General features: G+C 41.5%; 11 protein-coding genes. 8 read left to right on the forward strand and 3 right to left on the reverse strand.

Annotated features, from left to right (window positions below; all coding sequences use genetic code 11):
- Nucleotides 1-5 precede the first annotated feature (5 nt).
- The 8 genes from IQ274_RS29965 (at nt 6) to IQ274_RS30000 (ending at nt 13,449) form a co-directional block, all read left to right on the forward strand.
- The gene (locus IQ274_RS29965; RefSeq protein WP_194144399.1) at nt 6-3,011 is read left to right on the forward strand and encodes a type I polyketide synthase; all 3,006 of its coding nucleotides are present in this window, start codon (nt 6-8) and stop codon (nt 3,009-3,011) included.
- 49 nt (nt 3,012-3,060) lie between these two features.
- On the forward strand, nt 3,061-4,929 hold the full coding sequence (locus IQ274_RS29970) for a hypothetical protein (RefSeq protein ID WP_194144400.1): 1,869 nt from the start codon (nt 3,061-3,063) through the stop codon (nt 4,927-4,929).
- 38 nt (nt 4,930-4,967) lie between these two features.
- The gene (locus tag IQ274_RS29975) at nt 4,968-5,855 is read left to right on the forward strand and encodes an SDR family NAD(P)-dependent oxidoreductase (RefSeq protein ID WP_194144401.1); all 888 of its coding nucleotides are present in this window, start codon (nt 4,968-4,970) and stop codon (nt 5,853-5,855) included.
- Nucleotides 5,856-5,905: 50 nt separating this feature from the next.
- Nucleotides 5,906-7,075 (forward strand): MGDG synthase family glycosyltransferase, encoded by a 1,170-nt coding sequence (locus tag IQ274_RS29980; RefSeq protein ID WP_194144402.1) that lies wholly within the window; start codon nt 5,906-5,908, stop codon nt 7,073-7,075.
- A 47-nt stretch (nt 7,076-7,122) separates the two neighbouring features.
- On the forward strand, nt 7,123-8,277 hold the full coding sequence (gene glf, locus IQ274_RS29985) for a UDP-galactopyranose mutase (RefSeq protein ID WP_194144403.1): 1,155 nt from the start codon (nt 7,123-7,125) through the stop codon (nt 8,275-8,277).
- 97 nt (nt 8,278-8,374) lie between these two features.
- Entirely contained in the window at nt 8,375-9,598 is a 1,224-nt protein-coding gene (locus tag IQ274_RS29990) for a glycosyltransferase (protein WP_194144404.1), read from the forward strand.
- Nucleotides 9,599-9,606: 8 nt separating this feature from the next.
- Nucleotides 9,607-11,181, forward strand: coding sequence for an MFS transporter (locus IQ274_RS29995; protein ID WP_194144405.1), 1,575 nt, complete (start codon nt 9,607-9,609; stop codon nt 11,179-11,181).
- A gap of 51 nt (nt 11,182-11,232) precedes the next feature.
- On the forward strand, nt 11,233-13,449 hold the full coding sequence (locus IQ274_RS30000) for an SBBP repeat-containing protein (RefSeq protein WP_194144406.1): 2,217 nt from the start codon (nt 11,233-11,235) through the stop codon (nt 13,447-13,449).
- Between the two features lie 193 nt (nt 13,450-13,642).
- On the opposite strand, the gene IQ274_RS30005 is transcribed toward IQ274_RS30000, so the two are convergent.
- The 3 genes from IQ274_RS30005 to IQ274_RS30015 all read right to left on the reverse strand — a co-directional run bounded on the left by IQ274_RS30005 (nt 13,643) and on the right by IQ274_RS30015 (nt 16,310).
- Nucleotides 13,643-14,203, reverse strand: coding sequence for a WGR domain-containing protein (locus IQ274_RS30005; protein ID WP_194144407.1), 561 nt, complete (start codon nt 14,201-14,203; stop codon nt 13,643-13,645).
- Between the two features lie 13 nt (nt 14,204-14,216).
- A complete protein-coding gene (locus IQ274_RS30010; RefSeq protein ID WP_194144408.1) occupies nt 14,217-14,564 on the reverse strand; it encodes a hypothetical protein in 348 nt (115 codons plus the stop codon).
- 123 nt (nt 14,565-14,687) lie between these two features.
- The gene (locus IQ274_RS30015; RefSeq protein WP_194144409.1) at nt 14,688-16,310 is read right to left on the reverse strand and encodes an AAA family ATPase; all 1,623 of its coding nucleotides are present in this window, start codon (nt 16,308-16,310) and stop codon (nt 14,688-14,690) included.
- Nucleotides 16,311-16,591 lie beyond the last annotated feature (281 nt).

Consider the following 16,591-nt stretch of genomic DNA (forward strand, 5'->3'; position numbering starts at 1 on the left):
AAGCAATGAGTGTAAATTCCGTTCAAGCACAGTCTCCATCTCCAATCAAGCAGGCGCTTCGAGCTATAGAAAGCTTGCAAGCCCAGCTTGACGCGCTCAAGTACGCCCAACAGGAACCAATTGCGATCGTTGGCACAGGTTGCCGATTTCCCGGAGGAGCAGAAAATCCAGAGGCTTTCTGGCGGCTGTTGCTCGACGGAGTTGATGCCATTACTGAGGTTCCTGCTGACCGATGGAATCTGGAAAAATACTACAATCCAGAACCGGATATGCCTGGTAAAGTGTGTACCCGCGAAGGGGGATTTTTGGCAGGAGTTGATACTTTTAACCCTGAGTTTTTCGGGATTTCAGCGCGGGAAGCAGTAAGCATAGATCCTCAGCAACGGCTTTTGCTAGAGGTTAGCTGGGAGGCTTTAGAAAATGCTAATCAAGTACCAGAGCATTTGTATAACACAGCTACAGGGACTTTTATCGGTATTTACTTAAATGACTACAGCAAAGTCATGTCATCGTTAGGAGATGTATCCCAGATTGATGCTTTTTCTGCGATCGGTAACTCTTTAAGTGTAGCTGCTGGGCGCTTATCCTATTTTTTAGGACTAAAAGGCCCTAGTATGGCTGTCGATTCGTCCTGTTCTTCCTCTTTAGTATCAGTACATTTGGCTTGTCAGAGTTTGCGCTTAGGAGAGTGCAATCTAGCTTTAGCTGGCGGAGTTGGGTTAAATCTCGTCCCAGACACGAGCATTGCTCTTTCCAGAACCCGGATGCTCAACCCTGATGGGCGCTGCAAAACATTCGATGCTGCTGCCAATGGCTTTGTCAAAGGAGAAGGGTGTGGCATTGTTGTCCTCAAGCGCCTCTCAGATGCTTTAGCTGACGGGGACAAAGTTTTAGCCTTGATTCGGGGTTCTGCGGTTAACCATAATGGACGTAGTAGTAGTTTAATTTCCCCTAACGGACTATCTCAGCAAGCCGTGATTCGCCAAGCTTTAGAGAATGGCGGCGTGGAACCAGCTCAAGTAGACTATGTAGAGGTTCAAGGCACAAGCACATCTGTAGGAGAACCGATTGAGGTAGCAGCTTTAGAGGCAGTGTATGGCAAGAACCGTCACCAAGACAAACCTTTGGTTATTGGTTCGGTAAAAACCAACATTGGTCATTTAGAACCAGCTTCTGGTATTGCAAGTTTAATTAAGGTGGTGCTTGCCTTACAACATGGGGAAATTCCAGCCCATCTGCACTTCAAACAACCGAATCCTCATATTAACTGGAATAAATTGCCCCTGAAAGTTCCAGCACAGCGTATGCCTTGGCCGATAACAGAAAAGCGGCGGTTGGCGGGAGTAAGTGCTTTTGGCTTTAGTGGTACTAACGCCCACGTAGTTCTACAAGAAGCTCCGGTTTCAAAGCCAGTAGAAAGAACAGTGGAACGTCCCCTGCACCTGCTGACTTTATCAGCTAAAACAGACGAGGCGCTTGTGCAGTTAGCTGAACGTTACGAGAAGCATTTAGCGAATAATCCAGATTTAGCTATAGGAGATATTTGCTTTACTGCTAATACCGGGCGATCGCACTTTCAGCATCGCTTAAGTGTGGTAGCATCTTCATCTACCGAACTCTGTGACAAACTAACTGCCTTCAGTGCGGGACAGGAAACAGTAGGATTATTCCAGGGAAAAGTTACAGATTCCCCCAAAATCGCCTTCCTTTTCCCCGATACAGGTTCAGAATATGTCGGAATGGGTCGTCAACTCTATGAAACCCAACCAAAATTTCGGCAAGTTTTCGACCGTTGCAATGAGATTCTGCGTTTTTATTTAAAATGCTCCTTGGTTGAGATTCTGTATCCCGAATCAGGAACAAGTTCCTTTCTCAAAGAAGCTGCTTACAGCCAACCTGCCTTATTTTCCCTCGAATACGCCTTATCCCAGTTATGGAAATCTTGGGGTATAGAACCTGCCGCAGTCATGGGCTATGGTGTTGGGGAATATGTTGCAGCCTGTGTTGCTGAAGTGTTCAGCTTGGAAGATAGCTTGAAGTTGGTTGCTGAACGTGGGCGCTTAATGCAAGCATTACCCGAAGTTTTTACTTTTGAAAACCAAGCCATCCTCAAAGAAGTAACCTACTCTCAACCACAAATTCCTTTAGTTTCTCATCTGACTGGTGAACTAACTACTAGTGAAATAACTACCCCTTTATATTGGAGCCGTCAAGTACAACAACCCCTAGAATTTGCCACCAGTATAAACACCTTAGCTCAACAAGGTTACGAAATATTTGTGGAAGTTGGGCCAAAGCCGACTCTAGTTGATGGCTTACCTAATATTGAAAAAGTTTGGCTTTCGACTCTGAATCCTGGTAAAGATGATTGGCAACAAATACTTGAGAGTTTAGGTTCTTTATATGCGCGTGGGGTAAAAGTAGACTGGTTAGGTTTTGACCAAAATTACTCACATCAATATGTAGAACTACCCACTTACCCCTGGCAGCGAAAGCGTTACTGGTTTGAGCCTAATAACAATGGACATAAAAAAGTTGAGATTTCCTCTCAGAATCAGGACTTTCTCGCTCAGATAGATAACCAACAACTGATCGAGCAGTTAGAAATGACCGGAGAACTTTCAAAAGAGGAATTAAATTTGCTGCCTAAACTGCTTGGGTTGTTGGTAAAGCATCCTCAGCAGCATGATAAACCAAAAGAGGAAAAGCAAACAGATATAGCACAAGCGATTAATGCTCAATTTCTGACAGTGGGAGATATTCAAATTTGGCTAACTAATCAAATTGCTAATGATTTAGGAGTCAAGCCTGATGAGATAAATATTCGAGTACCTTTCGACAGCTACGGATTGGATTCTGTGCTAGCGATCGCGATCGCTAGCGCTGGTAAACAATTCCTGGGAATTGATATGTCTCCCTTGCTGCTAGCGCATTATCCCACCATTGAGTTGCTCTCACAGCACTTAGCCCAAGAATTAGAAGCTTCTGACTCAGAAATTTTTGAAATTTAATTGCAAAACTTGTTTAAAACAATTACAAATTAACGGAGATTAAGAATCTATGAACGTATCCGAACTTTTAGAAGACTTAACTCAAAAAGGCGTTCAGTTGTGGACTGACAATGGTAAACTAAAAGTCAATTCTCCAAAGGGATTGCTATCAGCAGAACAACGCACTGAATTAGCTCAACGCAAGACAGAAATTCTGGCCTTTTTGCAAAGAAGTAACGAAACTACTAATGATAATCCTGGAACTAAAACTCAAGACCTCAGCTTACAAACAATTGGTCGTTTAATTGGAGGTTTTTGCCGTAAAATTGCAGGCTTTACCCCTCCCATTATTGATCCAAAGGCGATGGCTAAAAAGCTAAAAGTTGCTTTTAGACCTTTGCCAGATGGATACAATGAAGAAACAATTTTGAAATTTCGAGAAGAATTAGAAGATAAGCTCCGGGGCAATGGAGTTCAAATTCTAACTTGGGAAGAAGCAACTAAACAGGTTGATTACGAAATTACTATTCCTTTCATTAATTGGAAAAAGAACATTACCACAAATGTCATTAAAACAGGCGTTAGTGCTGTTGTTGATGTGGATAAACACCCTTCTTTACTTGGAAAAATGAAGATATTCGTGGTAGAGTTACTTTATAAATTCTATTCTCGATTTATTTTAAAAGACCGACAGCTATCTGCTTCAAAAATTATGCAGTTTATTAGTTGGGCAGAAGAGAATATCCTACCCCTTGAAGACCCAACAAATACTCAAGTTATTATGTTGACGAAGCTTAATAAAGAGTTTGTTGATCCAAGTATTCCATATCAGAAAAAAATTCCTATTGGTGTAAATACTCTAATTAGAACATTTTCTGAAATTGTAATTGGAGTTTCAAATGAGAAGATTTCCATCTTAAATATGAACTTATCAGACTCTGTATTCCCTGCTGAGTCAGTTGATCAATTCGTTTGTAACTCTTTAATTCCTAAAATTTATGTCCCAATTCTGCCACTGTCTCTGAGCCGATTTGAGATTGGTGAGTATGATCCGGAAGAATCTATTTATGCAAAACAATTAGTCAGATTAGGTAAAGAGTTAGCATCAACAGGTTTACTACCTTCTGGTTTTAAAATTGACGATGTGATTAAAAGAAAGTCTCACCGAGATATTGTAGATTGGATGGCTAATGGTAGAACAGGCGTTTCTTATGGTTTTGTTGCCTACGCCGAGCCGCCACAATATATAGGTGCTGTAGAAATATCTGAGCAAGAGTGGGAAAACCTATCTTCTATCGAAAGCTTCAGTCGTGATGAACTGCGCCAGAATGAAATCGGTAGGAGATATATCAAAACCAGAATTGGGGGAAAAGAGGTATTTAAACAGCTGCCAGATATCTGGGTTATTAGTTCTCGTTCAGGCGCGAATAAAACAAACTTGAATTTAGAAACTGATGTGTTGAGGTTGGGGCTGCAAGATAGACTATTACTGCAATTACCAAAAGGTATGGATCTAGTAGTGGGTGATATTAAACCTTCTTACGATCTTTATGTCATGGTTGCGATCGCACTGGCTGCGGCTTTGTATGCGCCAGAACTCATTAAAAATGGTACACCAATGGTTCATTTCCACGGGTATCCATCAACTCAGTGGTTTGAGCCAGATAATGAGTATTACACTGGAGTACACAATCCCTCAGTTCCTTGTGGAACCTATGAATCAGGAGTTTTCAATTTCTTAGGGATACACGATTTAGTCAACAAATATGGCAGCGATATTGCCCTAGCCAGCCTGATTGAACCAGATCATGGCACAAATATCATTGCCTCTGATTGGGAGCATTTAATTGCCAGAATCAAAACTGGGGTTGAAAAGGGACAAATTGATTTGGGCGGTAAGCATTTCCCTTCTCTCAAAGAAGCCATCACTACTCGCTGAACTGGGTTGGTACTAATGAATGAGGATATTAAGCAATCATGTCAATAATTGCAGGTCAGACAGTACTTTTAACAGGTGCATCACGTGGAATTGGAACCTTTATTGCTTGCGGTTTGGCAAAAGAAAATGCAACTATAGTTGGTGTGGCGCGATCGCAAGAGGGACTGGATCAGTTATCTGCCGAAGTCAAAGCTTTAGGTGGTCACTGGTTAGGCATTAAATATGACCTCAGTAACCTAGAAGATATGCCAAATCTGGTTGAGCAAATCAATAAGCTTGCAGGCCCCATTGACATTTTAGTTAACAACGCAGGTATCGAGATATACAAAAACTTTCAAGATTACTCTGCCTCAGAACTACAGTCAGTATTGACAATTAACCTGCTGTCTGCGATGGAATTATCCCGTTTGTTACTGCCAACAATGTTACGCCAGAAGAGGGGCCACATTATTAATATCGCTTCTCTATCTGCTAAAAAGGGAAATCCCTACAACAGTATTTATTGTGCCAGTAAAGCTGGTTTGTTCATGTGGAGCGATTCTCTAAGACAAGAATTGGCAGGTACTGGTGTAAATGTTTCGGTGATTTGTCCGGGATATGTTTCTGGTCAAGGGATGTTTGCTGATACTGGTATACCTGCGCCAAGTTTAGCAGGTACATCGAAGCCAACAGATGTAGCGATCGCAGTAATCCAGGCTATTAAGCAAAATCAGGCAGAAGTGATTGTTAATCAAGACTTGATGACAGCAAATTTTACAAAACTATTACTGTCATTATGGCAAATTTTTCCCCGATTTGGAGATAAATTTTATCAGTGGATTGGGGTAAACAAACTCAACCAAAAACGTGCTGAAAATCAAATGCAAGTTGCGTTTAAAGCTGATGAAAATAGAACAATAGTCGGCGCAACACCAGATTTTAAATAAGTCTGTTGGCTTGATAGCGGTCGCTAATATAAACCTCATAAAAAAAAGCGATGAAAAAAGTATATTTGATGATTTATGATGCTGGCGCAGGCCATCGCAGCACTGCCAAGGCTTTGCAAAAAGTTATCGAGGAGCGAAAATTGCCTTGGGAAATCCATTTAGTCGAGGCTTTTAAAGAAATTCTTGGAACCTCTGCATCGCAGGATTTTTATAATAAGTTCGTACTCCAAAAAACATGGGCAAAACTTATTAACGAACCCTTATTGGTTCCCTTATTCAAGCTACAAATCCGCCTTCAACATTCTGCTTGGTTAGCACGTTTGAAAAAATACTGGCAGCAGCATCAGCCTGATATGGTAGTTTCAGTGCAACCATATATTAATAGGGTGCTTTGTGAAAGTTTGCAAGCAGCATCTCCAGGTCTACCATTCGTCACATTTATCACCGACCATGCCGATTGTCCGCCCCACTTTTGGATTGAAAAGCAAGAGCAATTCTTAATTTGTCCGACTGAAAAGGCAGTTGAACAAGCAAAAAACTTTGGTTATACACAAGATAAAATTTTCCGCACATCAGGAGTAATCATTCAGCCTCGTTTCTATGAACCCGTTTTGTGCGATCGCCAAATTGAAAGAAAACGCTTAGGACTAGACCCAAATTTACCTACTGCTTTAATCACTTTTGGCAGTCAGGGTTCAAACGTGATGCTAGAAATTGCCGATTCTCTGGAAAAATCACAATTAAACCTGCAACTAATTTTCATTTGTGGACGCAATGAAGAATTAGCAGTAACCTTGCGCCGTCAACAAAGCCGTTTACCAAGGTTTGTAGAAACCTTTACCAGCGAGATTCCTTACTATATGCATCTGTCTGATTTCTTCGTTGGTAAATCTGGCTCTGTAGGTGTTAGCGAAGCTGTGGCGATGAACTTGCCAGTAATTACAGATTGCAATGCCTTGAGCTTATTTCAAGAACGTCCCTCAGCTGAGTGGATTGCAGATAATGAAATTGGAATTGTAGTCCGCAATTTTCGAGACATTGACCAAGCTGTAGCGAAGTTAATCGAGCCGGAAACTCTGGCTCGTTACCATGCAAATGCTGCCGCCATTAATAATAAAGCAGTGTTTGAAGTTGTAGATATTTTATCCGGAATCTTGGAACAACCACAGTTAGAAATACACCGAGAAGGCGATCGCACTCCTAATCTTCGTTATGCATAAAAGAAACTTTGAGGTTCTGAGCAAAAAATAACTGAGGGGTGAAATAAATGATATTTGATTGGCTAATCGTCGGGGCGGGATATTCAGCCTGTGTAACGGCGGAACGGATTGCAACACAATTAGGACAGAGAGTGCTGATTGTAGAGCAGCGAGATCACATTGGTGGGAATGCTTATGATTACTACAACGAGCATGGTATTTTAGTTCATAAATACGGGCCTCACATCTTTCACACCAAGTCTAAGAAAGTCTGGGATTACCTCTCCCAATTTACAGAATGGAGACACTATTATCATCATGTGCTAGGAGTTGTAGAAGGGAAGAAAGTTCCGATTCCTTTTAATCTGAATTCTCTTTATGCCCTTTTTCCTCCCCACTACGCACAAAAGCTAGAAAACTTACTTTTAGAAAACTTCGGTTTTGGGGTTAAAGTACCTATTTTAAAACTGCGTGAGAGTGCCAGCGGAGACTTAGCTTTTTTAGCTAATTATATTTATGAAAATGTCTTCCTTCGCTACACCATGAAGCAATGGGGAGTGAAACCAGAGGAACTTGATAAGGGAGTAACCGGAAGGGTTCCAGTTTACATCAGTCGAGATAACCGTTACTTTCAAGATCCTTACCAAGCTATGCCTAAGCTTGGCTACACCGAAATGTTCCGCCGAATGCTGGCTCATCCTAACATTAAGGTGCTTTTAAATACAGATTACCGAGAAATTATCAAGGACGTTAAGTTTAACCGGATACTCCACACCGGATCGATTGATACTTTCTTTGATTATATGTATGGCGAGTTGCCATATCGTAGCTTGCGCTTCCAGTTTGAGACTTTGGATCAGGAATTATACCAAGAAGTTGGTACAGTTAATTACCCCAACGACTACGATATCACCCGCATCACCGAGCAAAAGTATTTATCGGGGCAAACTTCTCCTAAAACTACCTTAGTGATGGAATATCCCCAGGCTTATGTACCGGGAAAAAACGACCCTTATTATCCCATTCTCAATGAGGATAATCGCGATCGCTTAAATCTTTATCTCAAAGAGGTAGAAAAACTCAACGGTACAGCGCTATTTGCAGGACGACTTGGAGATTACAAGTACTACGACATGGATCATGCAGTGCTGCGAGCATTAGGTTTGTTTGAGAAAGAGATAGCTAATTCAACATCTGAACGACAAACTGTTTTTGCAAGATGAAAGAAATGCAGCAATATCTCTTTCCTAATATTTCTGTAGTTGTGAATTTCTTTCTTGATTGCAGTTCAACAAATAACTACCGTTCAAAATTGTATTTATGAAAACAACGCAATTATCATCTCCAAAAAAAGAGTTTTTGATTAACGTTCTCACTTCCCAAGGTGGTGGCGGGCATTACGCTATGTACAATGCACTACGCGCAGTTGTTGAGCAGCAACAACTACCTTGGCGTTTTAGTGTAACCGATATAGACGAAATAGCGGATAGTTTAGCAGAGCAAAAAAAGATAGTCAGTGCTTACAAGCTATTTGGATTTTCTGGGCATGACTTGTACAACCTGATGTTGAAAAGCGGCTGGACATGGCTTTGGCCGCTGAAGATGCGCCTAAATAAACTACTTGTCAAACTAAATCACGATGTCGGTGTCAAAATTTTTGAGGAATATTGGCGTGAGCAACAGCCAGATTTAGTAGTTTCCGTAGTCCCAATGTATAGCAAAGGGTTATGGGAAAGTGTACAAAAGGCAAAACCAGGAACCCCTGTAGTAACTATTATTGGAGATTACGCTGATTCTCCGCCTGCATTTTGGATAGAACCAGAAACAGGAATTAATTTTGTCTGTGGAACTGAGAAAACAGTAGAACAAGCTCGTTCTATGGGAGTAAAAGAGGAACTAATTATTAAAACTTCGGGAACAATTGTTCATCCTCGCTTTTATGAACCCATTGTGTGCGATCGCCGTGCCGAAAGGCAACGTTTAGGTTTAGATCCAGACTGTCTCACTGGACTTGTGTTATTCGGTGCTAATGGTTCTAAAGTAATGTTAGAAATTGCCAAGCGTTTAGAGAGTTTTGGACAAAAACTACAACTCATCTTTATTTGCGGACGCAATGAAGAACTAGCCCAAGAACTACGCGAAAGCCAAGGTATTCAAAAGCGGTTTGTCACCAGTTTTACCAAAGAGATTCCTTACTATATGCATCTTTCGGATTTTTTAATCAATAAACCAGGTGCTTGTAGTATCAGTGAGGCTCTGGTTATGAAGCTGCCAATGATTACGGAACGTAACTTTTCTACTCTCATCCACGAACGCTACAACGCTGATTGGGTCGAACAGAAACAAGTGGGACTAGTTGTCCATGATTTTCGTAATATCGATAAGGCAGCGAAGAAGTTTCTAGAGCCAGAAAATTTTGCTCGCTACCGTGCAAATATTGCTGCTGTAAACAATCAAGCGGTATTTGAAATTTGTGAGAACTTGCAAAAAATTCTCACTGATAGGTACAAAACAACAGAGACAGCATCACTTGAGTATAGGTAACAGCAGACATGAATCAAGCGCGTGTTAAAGCGATGACGCTGGCGGCAATGTGTTTCGCCCTCTTCATGTCTAATACCGACGATACTTCCTTGAATGTAGCACTTCCCAGTATTCAGGCTAGTTTTGGTTCTCATGTATCAGGGTTGCAATGGATTATTAATGCCAATACTCTACCTGCGGTTAGTTTAGCGTTACCGAGTGGTGCGTTAGGAGATATTTTTGGGCGTAAGCGAGTCTTTCTGACAGCATTGGTAATCTATACTTTCGCCTCTATACTCTGTGGTTTTGCTCCTAGTTTAGGTATTTTGATTAGTGGGCGATTTCTTCAAGGAATTGGTGCTGCTGCTTTAGTCCCGACTTCTTTATCTATCCTCGGAGATACATTCCCTGATCCGAAGGAGAAAGCTAAAGCTATTGGTATTTGGTCTGCGGTATCAGGAATTGCCCTCATTACTGGCCCTGCCCTTGGCGGAGTATTTGTAGATATTTGGGGATGGCAGAGTATATTCTTTTTTAATGTACCGGTCGGCGCGATCGCCTTTGTTTTGACTTGCCGTGTTGTTAGAGAAAGTAAAAATTTAACGCAGCAGCGTCTTGATGTACCTGGTCTGCTATTCAGTATAATTTTTTTGGCTTCGCTCACCTACGCCATAATTGAGAGCAACAACCTAGTGTGGCACTCACCGATGATTGTCTTGCTGTTGGCTATTGCTGGGTTCAGCCTTATAGCATTTTTGGTTGTGGAATCCCGCAGTAGCCACCCAATGCTGCCACTACAGTTGTTTAAAAATCAAACCTTTGCTGTAGTCAATTTTGTTTCGGTTTTAGTATTCTTTACTTTTTTGAGCTTGCTGTTCATCTTCAGCTTATTTTTACAACAAGTGCAAAGCTATTCAGCAACAATGGCGGGTTTGTGCTTTGTGCCATTGAATGGAGCTTTTGTCATCGCATCGCTGGCTTCGGGATGGTTGACTGCTCGGTTTGGGTGGCGCTATGTAATCGCGGCAGGATTGACTATGGGAAGCGTAACTACTCTGTCGTTCATCCGAGCCAATGCAGATACAGAGTATGTAACAGTTATGTGGAACCTTGTTTTATGTGGCTTTGGTAGTGGCTTGGCAGTCTCGCCTCTAGCAGCAGCAGCTATAAGTTCTGCACCTCTAGCTAAGGGGGGGATTGCTTCAGCGATACTTAATAGCAGTAATCTGCTCGGTGGTATTTTAGGAATTGCTTTAATGGGAACCATTCTTGCCCAACAGTTAACTTCAGATTTGGCGCGATCGCTTTCTGCCTGGGGTGTACCTGAAAATATCCAAAAAACGTTGATTGCTGATGCTTTGCACGGTGGAGTTAATATTCCTAATGACCTTCCCGCCAACATTTCTGAGCTTGCTGTGCGTCAAACGATTAGTAACGGGTTTGTCTCAGGTCTACACACAGCTGTACTCATAGCTAGTGTTGCCCTACTAACTGGAGCATTTTTAATTCTGGCGTTTGTTCAGCAAACTTTAAAACCAGTTGCCAATGATTCCCTGCTTTCTGTAAGTGAACCTCAAAGTGATAAAGGGATTTACAAGAGGTAGTAATAAATCCATTAGCAAACATCTAAATTCTTGAAAGAAAGGAATAAAAAAATGAGTGATTTTAAACTGAACGTCTCCTTATATACACCTGGTGGCGATATCATTCTAGGGGGTTTTTCAAATTATGAAGCCCTTTTCGGTCGCGGGGGAAATGATATTTTCTATGGTGAAGCTTCTGGTTCCAGCACCAGTCCAACAGAAAATATCGATTTTTGGTTTGGGGACGTATTTGATAACTCGCCCCAAGAGTATGAAATTATCCTGAATATTCAGCAAGGTAATCCATTACTGATCTTAGACAGGGATATCCCATCAGTGGGAGCAGACAAATTTATTCTTGGAGATGAATATCAGCCTTACTATACAAATAGCGGTACTCCAGATGCCTTATTGACGACTAACTTTCTCGGTTTGAACGAGTACGTCGTCATTTATGATTTTAACTCCACTAATGATCTCATTCGCCTCAACGGTACAGCCGAAGACTATCGATTAGTAGAAGTTAATGGATTAAAGGTTGAAGGAGTCGAACAACTTTTTTATGGCAAGGCTATATTTTCAGTACAACAGGGATTACCAGATTTGGTTGCTTATGTAATTTCCAAACCAGAAGTGGAGTTAGATTTAAAGGGAGAATATTTCGATTTTATCGGTAAAAAACCAGCAAAGAAACCAGAGTCAAAGAAGCTTGCTCAGTTAGGAACTACAGGTATTGACTTTAGTACTGCTGCTGATACAGACGCTGCTGGAAATGTTTACATTACAGGATATACTACAGGCCCAATGGCAGGAACTAATCAGGGTTCTACAGATATTTGGGTAGCTAAGTATGATAACATTGGCAACCAATTGTGGATGAAACAATTTGGTTCTTCCAATTCAGATCAGGCTTATTCTGTGGTTACAGACAAAGAAGGTAACTTTTACCTAGCAGGAGACACAGGCGGTAGCTTATTTTCAGCCAAGCAATCAACAGAACTTGATATTTGGGTGGCTAAATATGATAGCAATGGCAACCAATTGTGGGGTAAGCAGTTTGGCGTTGATGTAACAGATGGTTATTCTAATAGCTCCTTTGGACTGGATGTAGATTCTTCCGGCGATGTCTATTTATCGGGCTTATCAATTAAAGAAAATACTAGAAGAGATATTTTCGATTTCTCGATTCAGGATGATTCTTGGATCACTAAATTTGATAATCAGGGCAACCAGCAGTGGTTTACACAGCTAGGAAAAGATACACCAATAGGGAATTTTGTTTTTGATGAAACTTATGATGTAACTGTTGACAAAGATGGTAACAGTTACGCTACCGGATGGACTCAAGGTTTAGTTAAAGAATCAGACCCATCAAGAGATTTATTGAAGTATGATGCTTGGCTAACGAAGGTCAAGCCCAACGGTGAGGTAGAATGGGTTAAACAATTTGGCAGTACAAATGAAGGTGTTGAGGTGGGCTGGGCTGTTGACACCGACAGCAAAGGTAATATCTACGCTACAGGATGGACTTCTGGTGATATAGGCACAGATCCCACAAAGGTTAAAACAGTAGAGAATAGCGATATTTGGCTGACTAAATTTCGTCCTGATGGTACTCAAGAGTGGACTAAACAGTTCGGCACAACTGGTAATGATGGCACTTACTTAGCTGATATCGAGATTGATGCCAAAGACAACATCTTTATCACCGGAAATTCTATCCCGAAGACAGACACAGAAACTGCTAAACAAACTACTAATGCCTTTATCGCCAAATTCGACACGAGCGGTACAAATCAGTGGTTTCAGGAACTTGGTAGTAAAACAAAAGTTACTTACGCTTCAGGTCTGACTGCTGACGATACTGGCAAGCTGTTCGTGACGGGATTTACTGATGCATTTTTAGGTACTAGCTCTACTGGCAGTGATGGTACATCTGTGGACGCTTGGCTAGCTATTCTTGATCCTCAAAAGGGAGATGTGCTAAAGTTTGACGGGCTGGCCAAGGATGTCCTCGGCACAACCAATCCTGGCTCAATTTCCACCATTGATATCACTAGTAATATTGTGGTTAACGAACTGTTGCCCAATGGTGATAATATTATTAACCCAGATGCGGGGCTGGATAGAAACTATAATCCATTCAGCTATGGGCAATTTACTTCTGAGCTTGGCGACATATTCAGTCCTACTACCCAAAACTCTTTTGCTTCAGCCTTGTCTGCGGGAGTTAATAGTGGTAATGCTCCCTTCCTCAGTAATGATGATTTGAACTTTTTGCAAGGATAAGTTTTTCGCTGTTCAAATTATTCCGTTTTCATGACGGAATAATTTGAAAAGATAGAATTTACTTTTTCCCTCCAGCAGTTTTATAAACATATTTATGTTTCCTACTTGCACTGTATGAATATGTGGATGCCAGAAAGAGGCATCATTTGGAAAAAGAGCATAAATAGTGAAAAGCTGTTTACGCTTTCTAGAATTACAAATGTCGCCAGAAGTTCTTGCTGATAGTCTTGAGGCTGACAACCTTGGGTTCTGCTGTTGCTTTAGGGGCATGACCAACAGCCACAGCAGCAACTTGTGGTGCAGGTGTCGCTAACAGAGAATTGAGTAATTCTTGTTGATAGTCTATATCTGCTACTGTGCGGTAAACTCTGTGATAATTTATCTGCATCCCCAAAGGTGTTGGGACAATTTTCAGATATTCATTAAGAGCAGATATGTAGGTATCACCAAAATTCTGGAGAGCAACAGCCGGACGGATAATATTCAACAATTGAATAGCTCGTCTAATGTCTGCAACACTGCGGCTAGCATCAATCTCTGGCTGACTTTCGCTATAGCCTTTAGCTTTCTTTTCTGCTACTAAATTATGAAATTTAGCAATGGCTTTCTGATGATTGCCTAATGTCTGGACTTTAGTCTGTGCTTGATAGCCGACTCTACCCCACTGGACTGTTAAATTACCATCTTCGACAATGGCCGCCCAGAATTTATTGCTGTTCTGGATAGCATCAACAAAAACTAAATAGATTTCCATGTTTTTAACCCAGTCAACTCGCTAACTTCTGGGCATTGCCCCATCTAATTTGATGTTGTAGTGCTTCAAGGATTGTTTCCGCTTCGTGTGTTGTTAACCCATTTAATTGTGAGCAAATATCTACCAAAAGTTGTGGCATATCCATACCAAGAAATGTGACAAAAAGTGCATCCCTAGAAGCTTCTATTAGTGTGTAACTGCTCGGCTCATGCCTTGATTGCATAAATACATAATTTGTTAACACCGTCCGAAGCAACAATTTACTTTCTCTGTCTAATTTCTCCAAATATGCGCCATAATTCTCAACCAGTTGGTCAATGATTGGAGTCTGCCCGTAATAAGTAACTAAGTCTGTTGTCATATTTCTTCGCCTTATTAACTATGTTAATTAGCTGCTATCAATTACTAAAAGAAAAAGCGATGGCGTACCCGCTATGAATCGGTGGCGATCGCCCCATAGAATCAGGAGGCAATCGCTTTCTCATCAGTTCATATTCCGAAACTTAGCAGCACGCAAAGATTGAGTTTTCGCCGCAACCACAGCACTACTAGCCCGTCGTGCGGTAGATGCCCATGCCTGCATTCGCTCGACTGCCGCAGCGTCCTGAATCGCAAGCGGGGTAATGGTTTGACGACAAGCTTCGAGATCAGCAAGTGTTACCTGCTGCGGTCTATCCTCATCGAATGCCAGCAGAGCAGCTTCTGAAGCAAGGGTTTCCAGTTCTGCCCCTGAAAATTTCGCGGTGTTGGCAGCGATCGCTTCGAGGTACTCCGATTCCAGATGAATGCCAAAACGTTGTAGATGAATCGCCAGAATCTGTACACGCTCCGGTTCTGTAGGAAGATCAACAAAGAAAGATTCGTCAAATCTTCCTTTCCTCTTAAATTCACTTGGTAGTGCTGATGGGTCATTGCAGGTTGCAACTATAAACACCCCAGCAGTGCATTCAGCCATGAACGTAAGCAAAGTACCCAAGATGCGTTGAGAAACACCGCTTGTATCGCCTTGACCTGAAAGTGCTTTTTCGACCTCATCAATAAACAAGACACAAGGTGCGATCACTTCTGCTGTTTTCAATGCGCGTTTAACATTACCTTCGGATTCGCCAACAAGTGAACCTAAAAGGGACGCAATGTCGAGTTGTAGAAGTGGTAGATTAAGTATGCTAGCGATGTTTTTGGCACAGTGAGATTTTCCTGTTCCGGGTGGGCCAGCCAGCAACACACCTTTTGGTTGGGGTAAGCTAAGACTTCGTGCCTCTTGTGTAAATAGACGGCGGCGACGAGTCAGCCATTCGCGCAGTAAATCCAAACCGCCGAACGGGATTATTGCAGGTTTCCCTAGTTCGATACCCATCTGCGCCAGTAGCCGAGTTTTGTACTCAACGGCTTTGGGGATAAAATCAGCGTCAACGATAACACCATGATTAGTTAAGTTTTCTTTGACTGTTAACCGAAGGAAATCACTAATTTCTTCTAAAGTTAAACCCAACGCTGCACGAGAAAGAGTTTCAAATTCAGCATTTTCTAGCGTAACAGTGAAAGTTAATTCTTGCTCCCTAGCAGACTGTTGTAAGTCATGCAAATAAGAAGTTATATGTTCAAGTATTTGGTCAATACTAGGTAAAGGAACTTCATAATAAGGAATCAATCTGACTAAGGATTCGTGTAATTGTATGTTCTGACCCAACAATACAATGCGTTTATCTGTGGGTTTTAACCTGTGGTAAAGGTTTTTTACCTTGCTTAAAATCTCCCATGATAATTGGGGTGAATTCTTAGCAATAAAGGGGTGAATATCTCCGAGGATAAATACACCATTCCCACTAAAGTTAGCGATGTAGTCGAATACAAATAGTAGTGGGTCAGCCTGTGGAGGTCTTTTGTACTCTGGCACTGGCTTAAACACCAATCCCCCATCTGCTGCAATTAAACATTGTTCCAAGGTTGATACTCCCAAATTCCAGAAGAACACTGGACTTGATAGCTTGTTAAATGCCTCTATAGTCAGCCACTGAATGATAGTTGCCTCATCGGGCGACAGCACATCAACTGCCACGATGGGAATTTGTGAATCGAGTGTGGAGAGAAGATTTGAGAGTTTCATGTCAATTATTCAAATATTTCACTTATGAAATGGCGAAGCCTTTATGATCAGTAGTTACCAGCCAAGTTAAGACTGGTAACTGATGACCATTTAATGAAATTCAAAATTCAAAATTCAAAATTCAAAATGAAGAATAGAATAATTTTGAATTAATTATCCTTCGAGTCAAAGCCCCCACTGAATTCTTCTCTACGAGACGCTGCGCGAATGAATCAGTGGTCTACAATCAGTGGCAGGTTTTAAGCCCCCACTGATTGTCTTTAATTTTGAATTGATAATTT

It is taken from the genome of Nostoc sp. LEGE 12447, from assembly GCF_015206985.1.
Classification (GTDB): Bacteria; Cyanobacteriota; Cyanobacteriia; order Cyanobacteriales; family Nostocaceae; genus Nostoc.

What these genes read in the sequence shown, in the direction of transcription:
- IQ274_RS29990 (WP_194144404.1), top strand. Translation starts at nt 8,375, where the DNA reads ATGAAAACAACGCAATTATCATCTCCAAAAAAAGAGTTTTTGATTAAC.
- IQ274_RS30010 (WP_194144408.1), bottom strand. Translation starts at nt 14,564, where the DNA reads ATGACAACAGACTTAGTTACTTATTACGGGCAGACTCCAATCATTGAC.
- IQ274_RS29980 (WP_194144402.1), top strand. Translation starts at nt 5,906, where the DNA reads ATGAAAAAAGTATATTTGATGATTTATGATGCTGGCGCAGGCCATCGC.
- IQ274_RS29975 (WP_194144401.1), top strand. Translation starts at nt 4,968, where the DNA reads ATGTCAATAATTGCAGGTCAGACAGTACTTTTAACAGGTGCATCACGT.
- IQ274_RS30005 (WP_194144407.1), bottom strand. Translation starts at nt 14,203, where the DNA reads ATGGAAATCTATTTAGTTTTTGTTGATGCTATCCAGAACAGCAATAAA.
- glf (WP_194144403.1), top strand. Translation starts at nt 7,123, where the DNA reads ATGATATTTGATTGGCTAATCGTCGGGGCGGGATATTCAGCCTGTGTA.
- IQ274_RS30015 (WP_194144409.1), bottom strand. Translation starts at nt 16,310, where the DNA reads ATGAAACTCTCAAATCTTCTCTCCACACTCGATTCACAAATTCCCATC.
- IQ274_RS30000 (WP_194144406.1), top strand. Translation starts at nt 11,233, where the DNA reads ATGAGTGATTTTAAACTGAACGTCTCCTTATATACACCTGGTGGCGAT.
- IQ274_RS29995 (WP_194144405.1), top strand. Translation starts at nt 9,607, where the DNA reads ATGAATCAAGCGCGTGTTAAAGCGATGACGCTGGCGGCAATGTGTTTC.
- IQ274_RS29970 (WP_194144400.1), top strand. Translation starts at nt 3,061, where the DNA reads ATGAACGTATCCGAACTTTTAGAAGACTTAACTCAAAAAGGCGTTCAG.
- IQ274_RS29965 (WP_194144399.1), top strand. Translation starts at nt 6, where the DNA reads ATGAGTGTAAATTCCGTTCAAGCACAGTCTCCATCTCCAATCAAGCAG.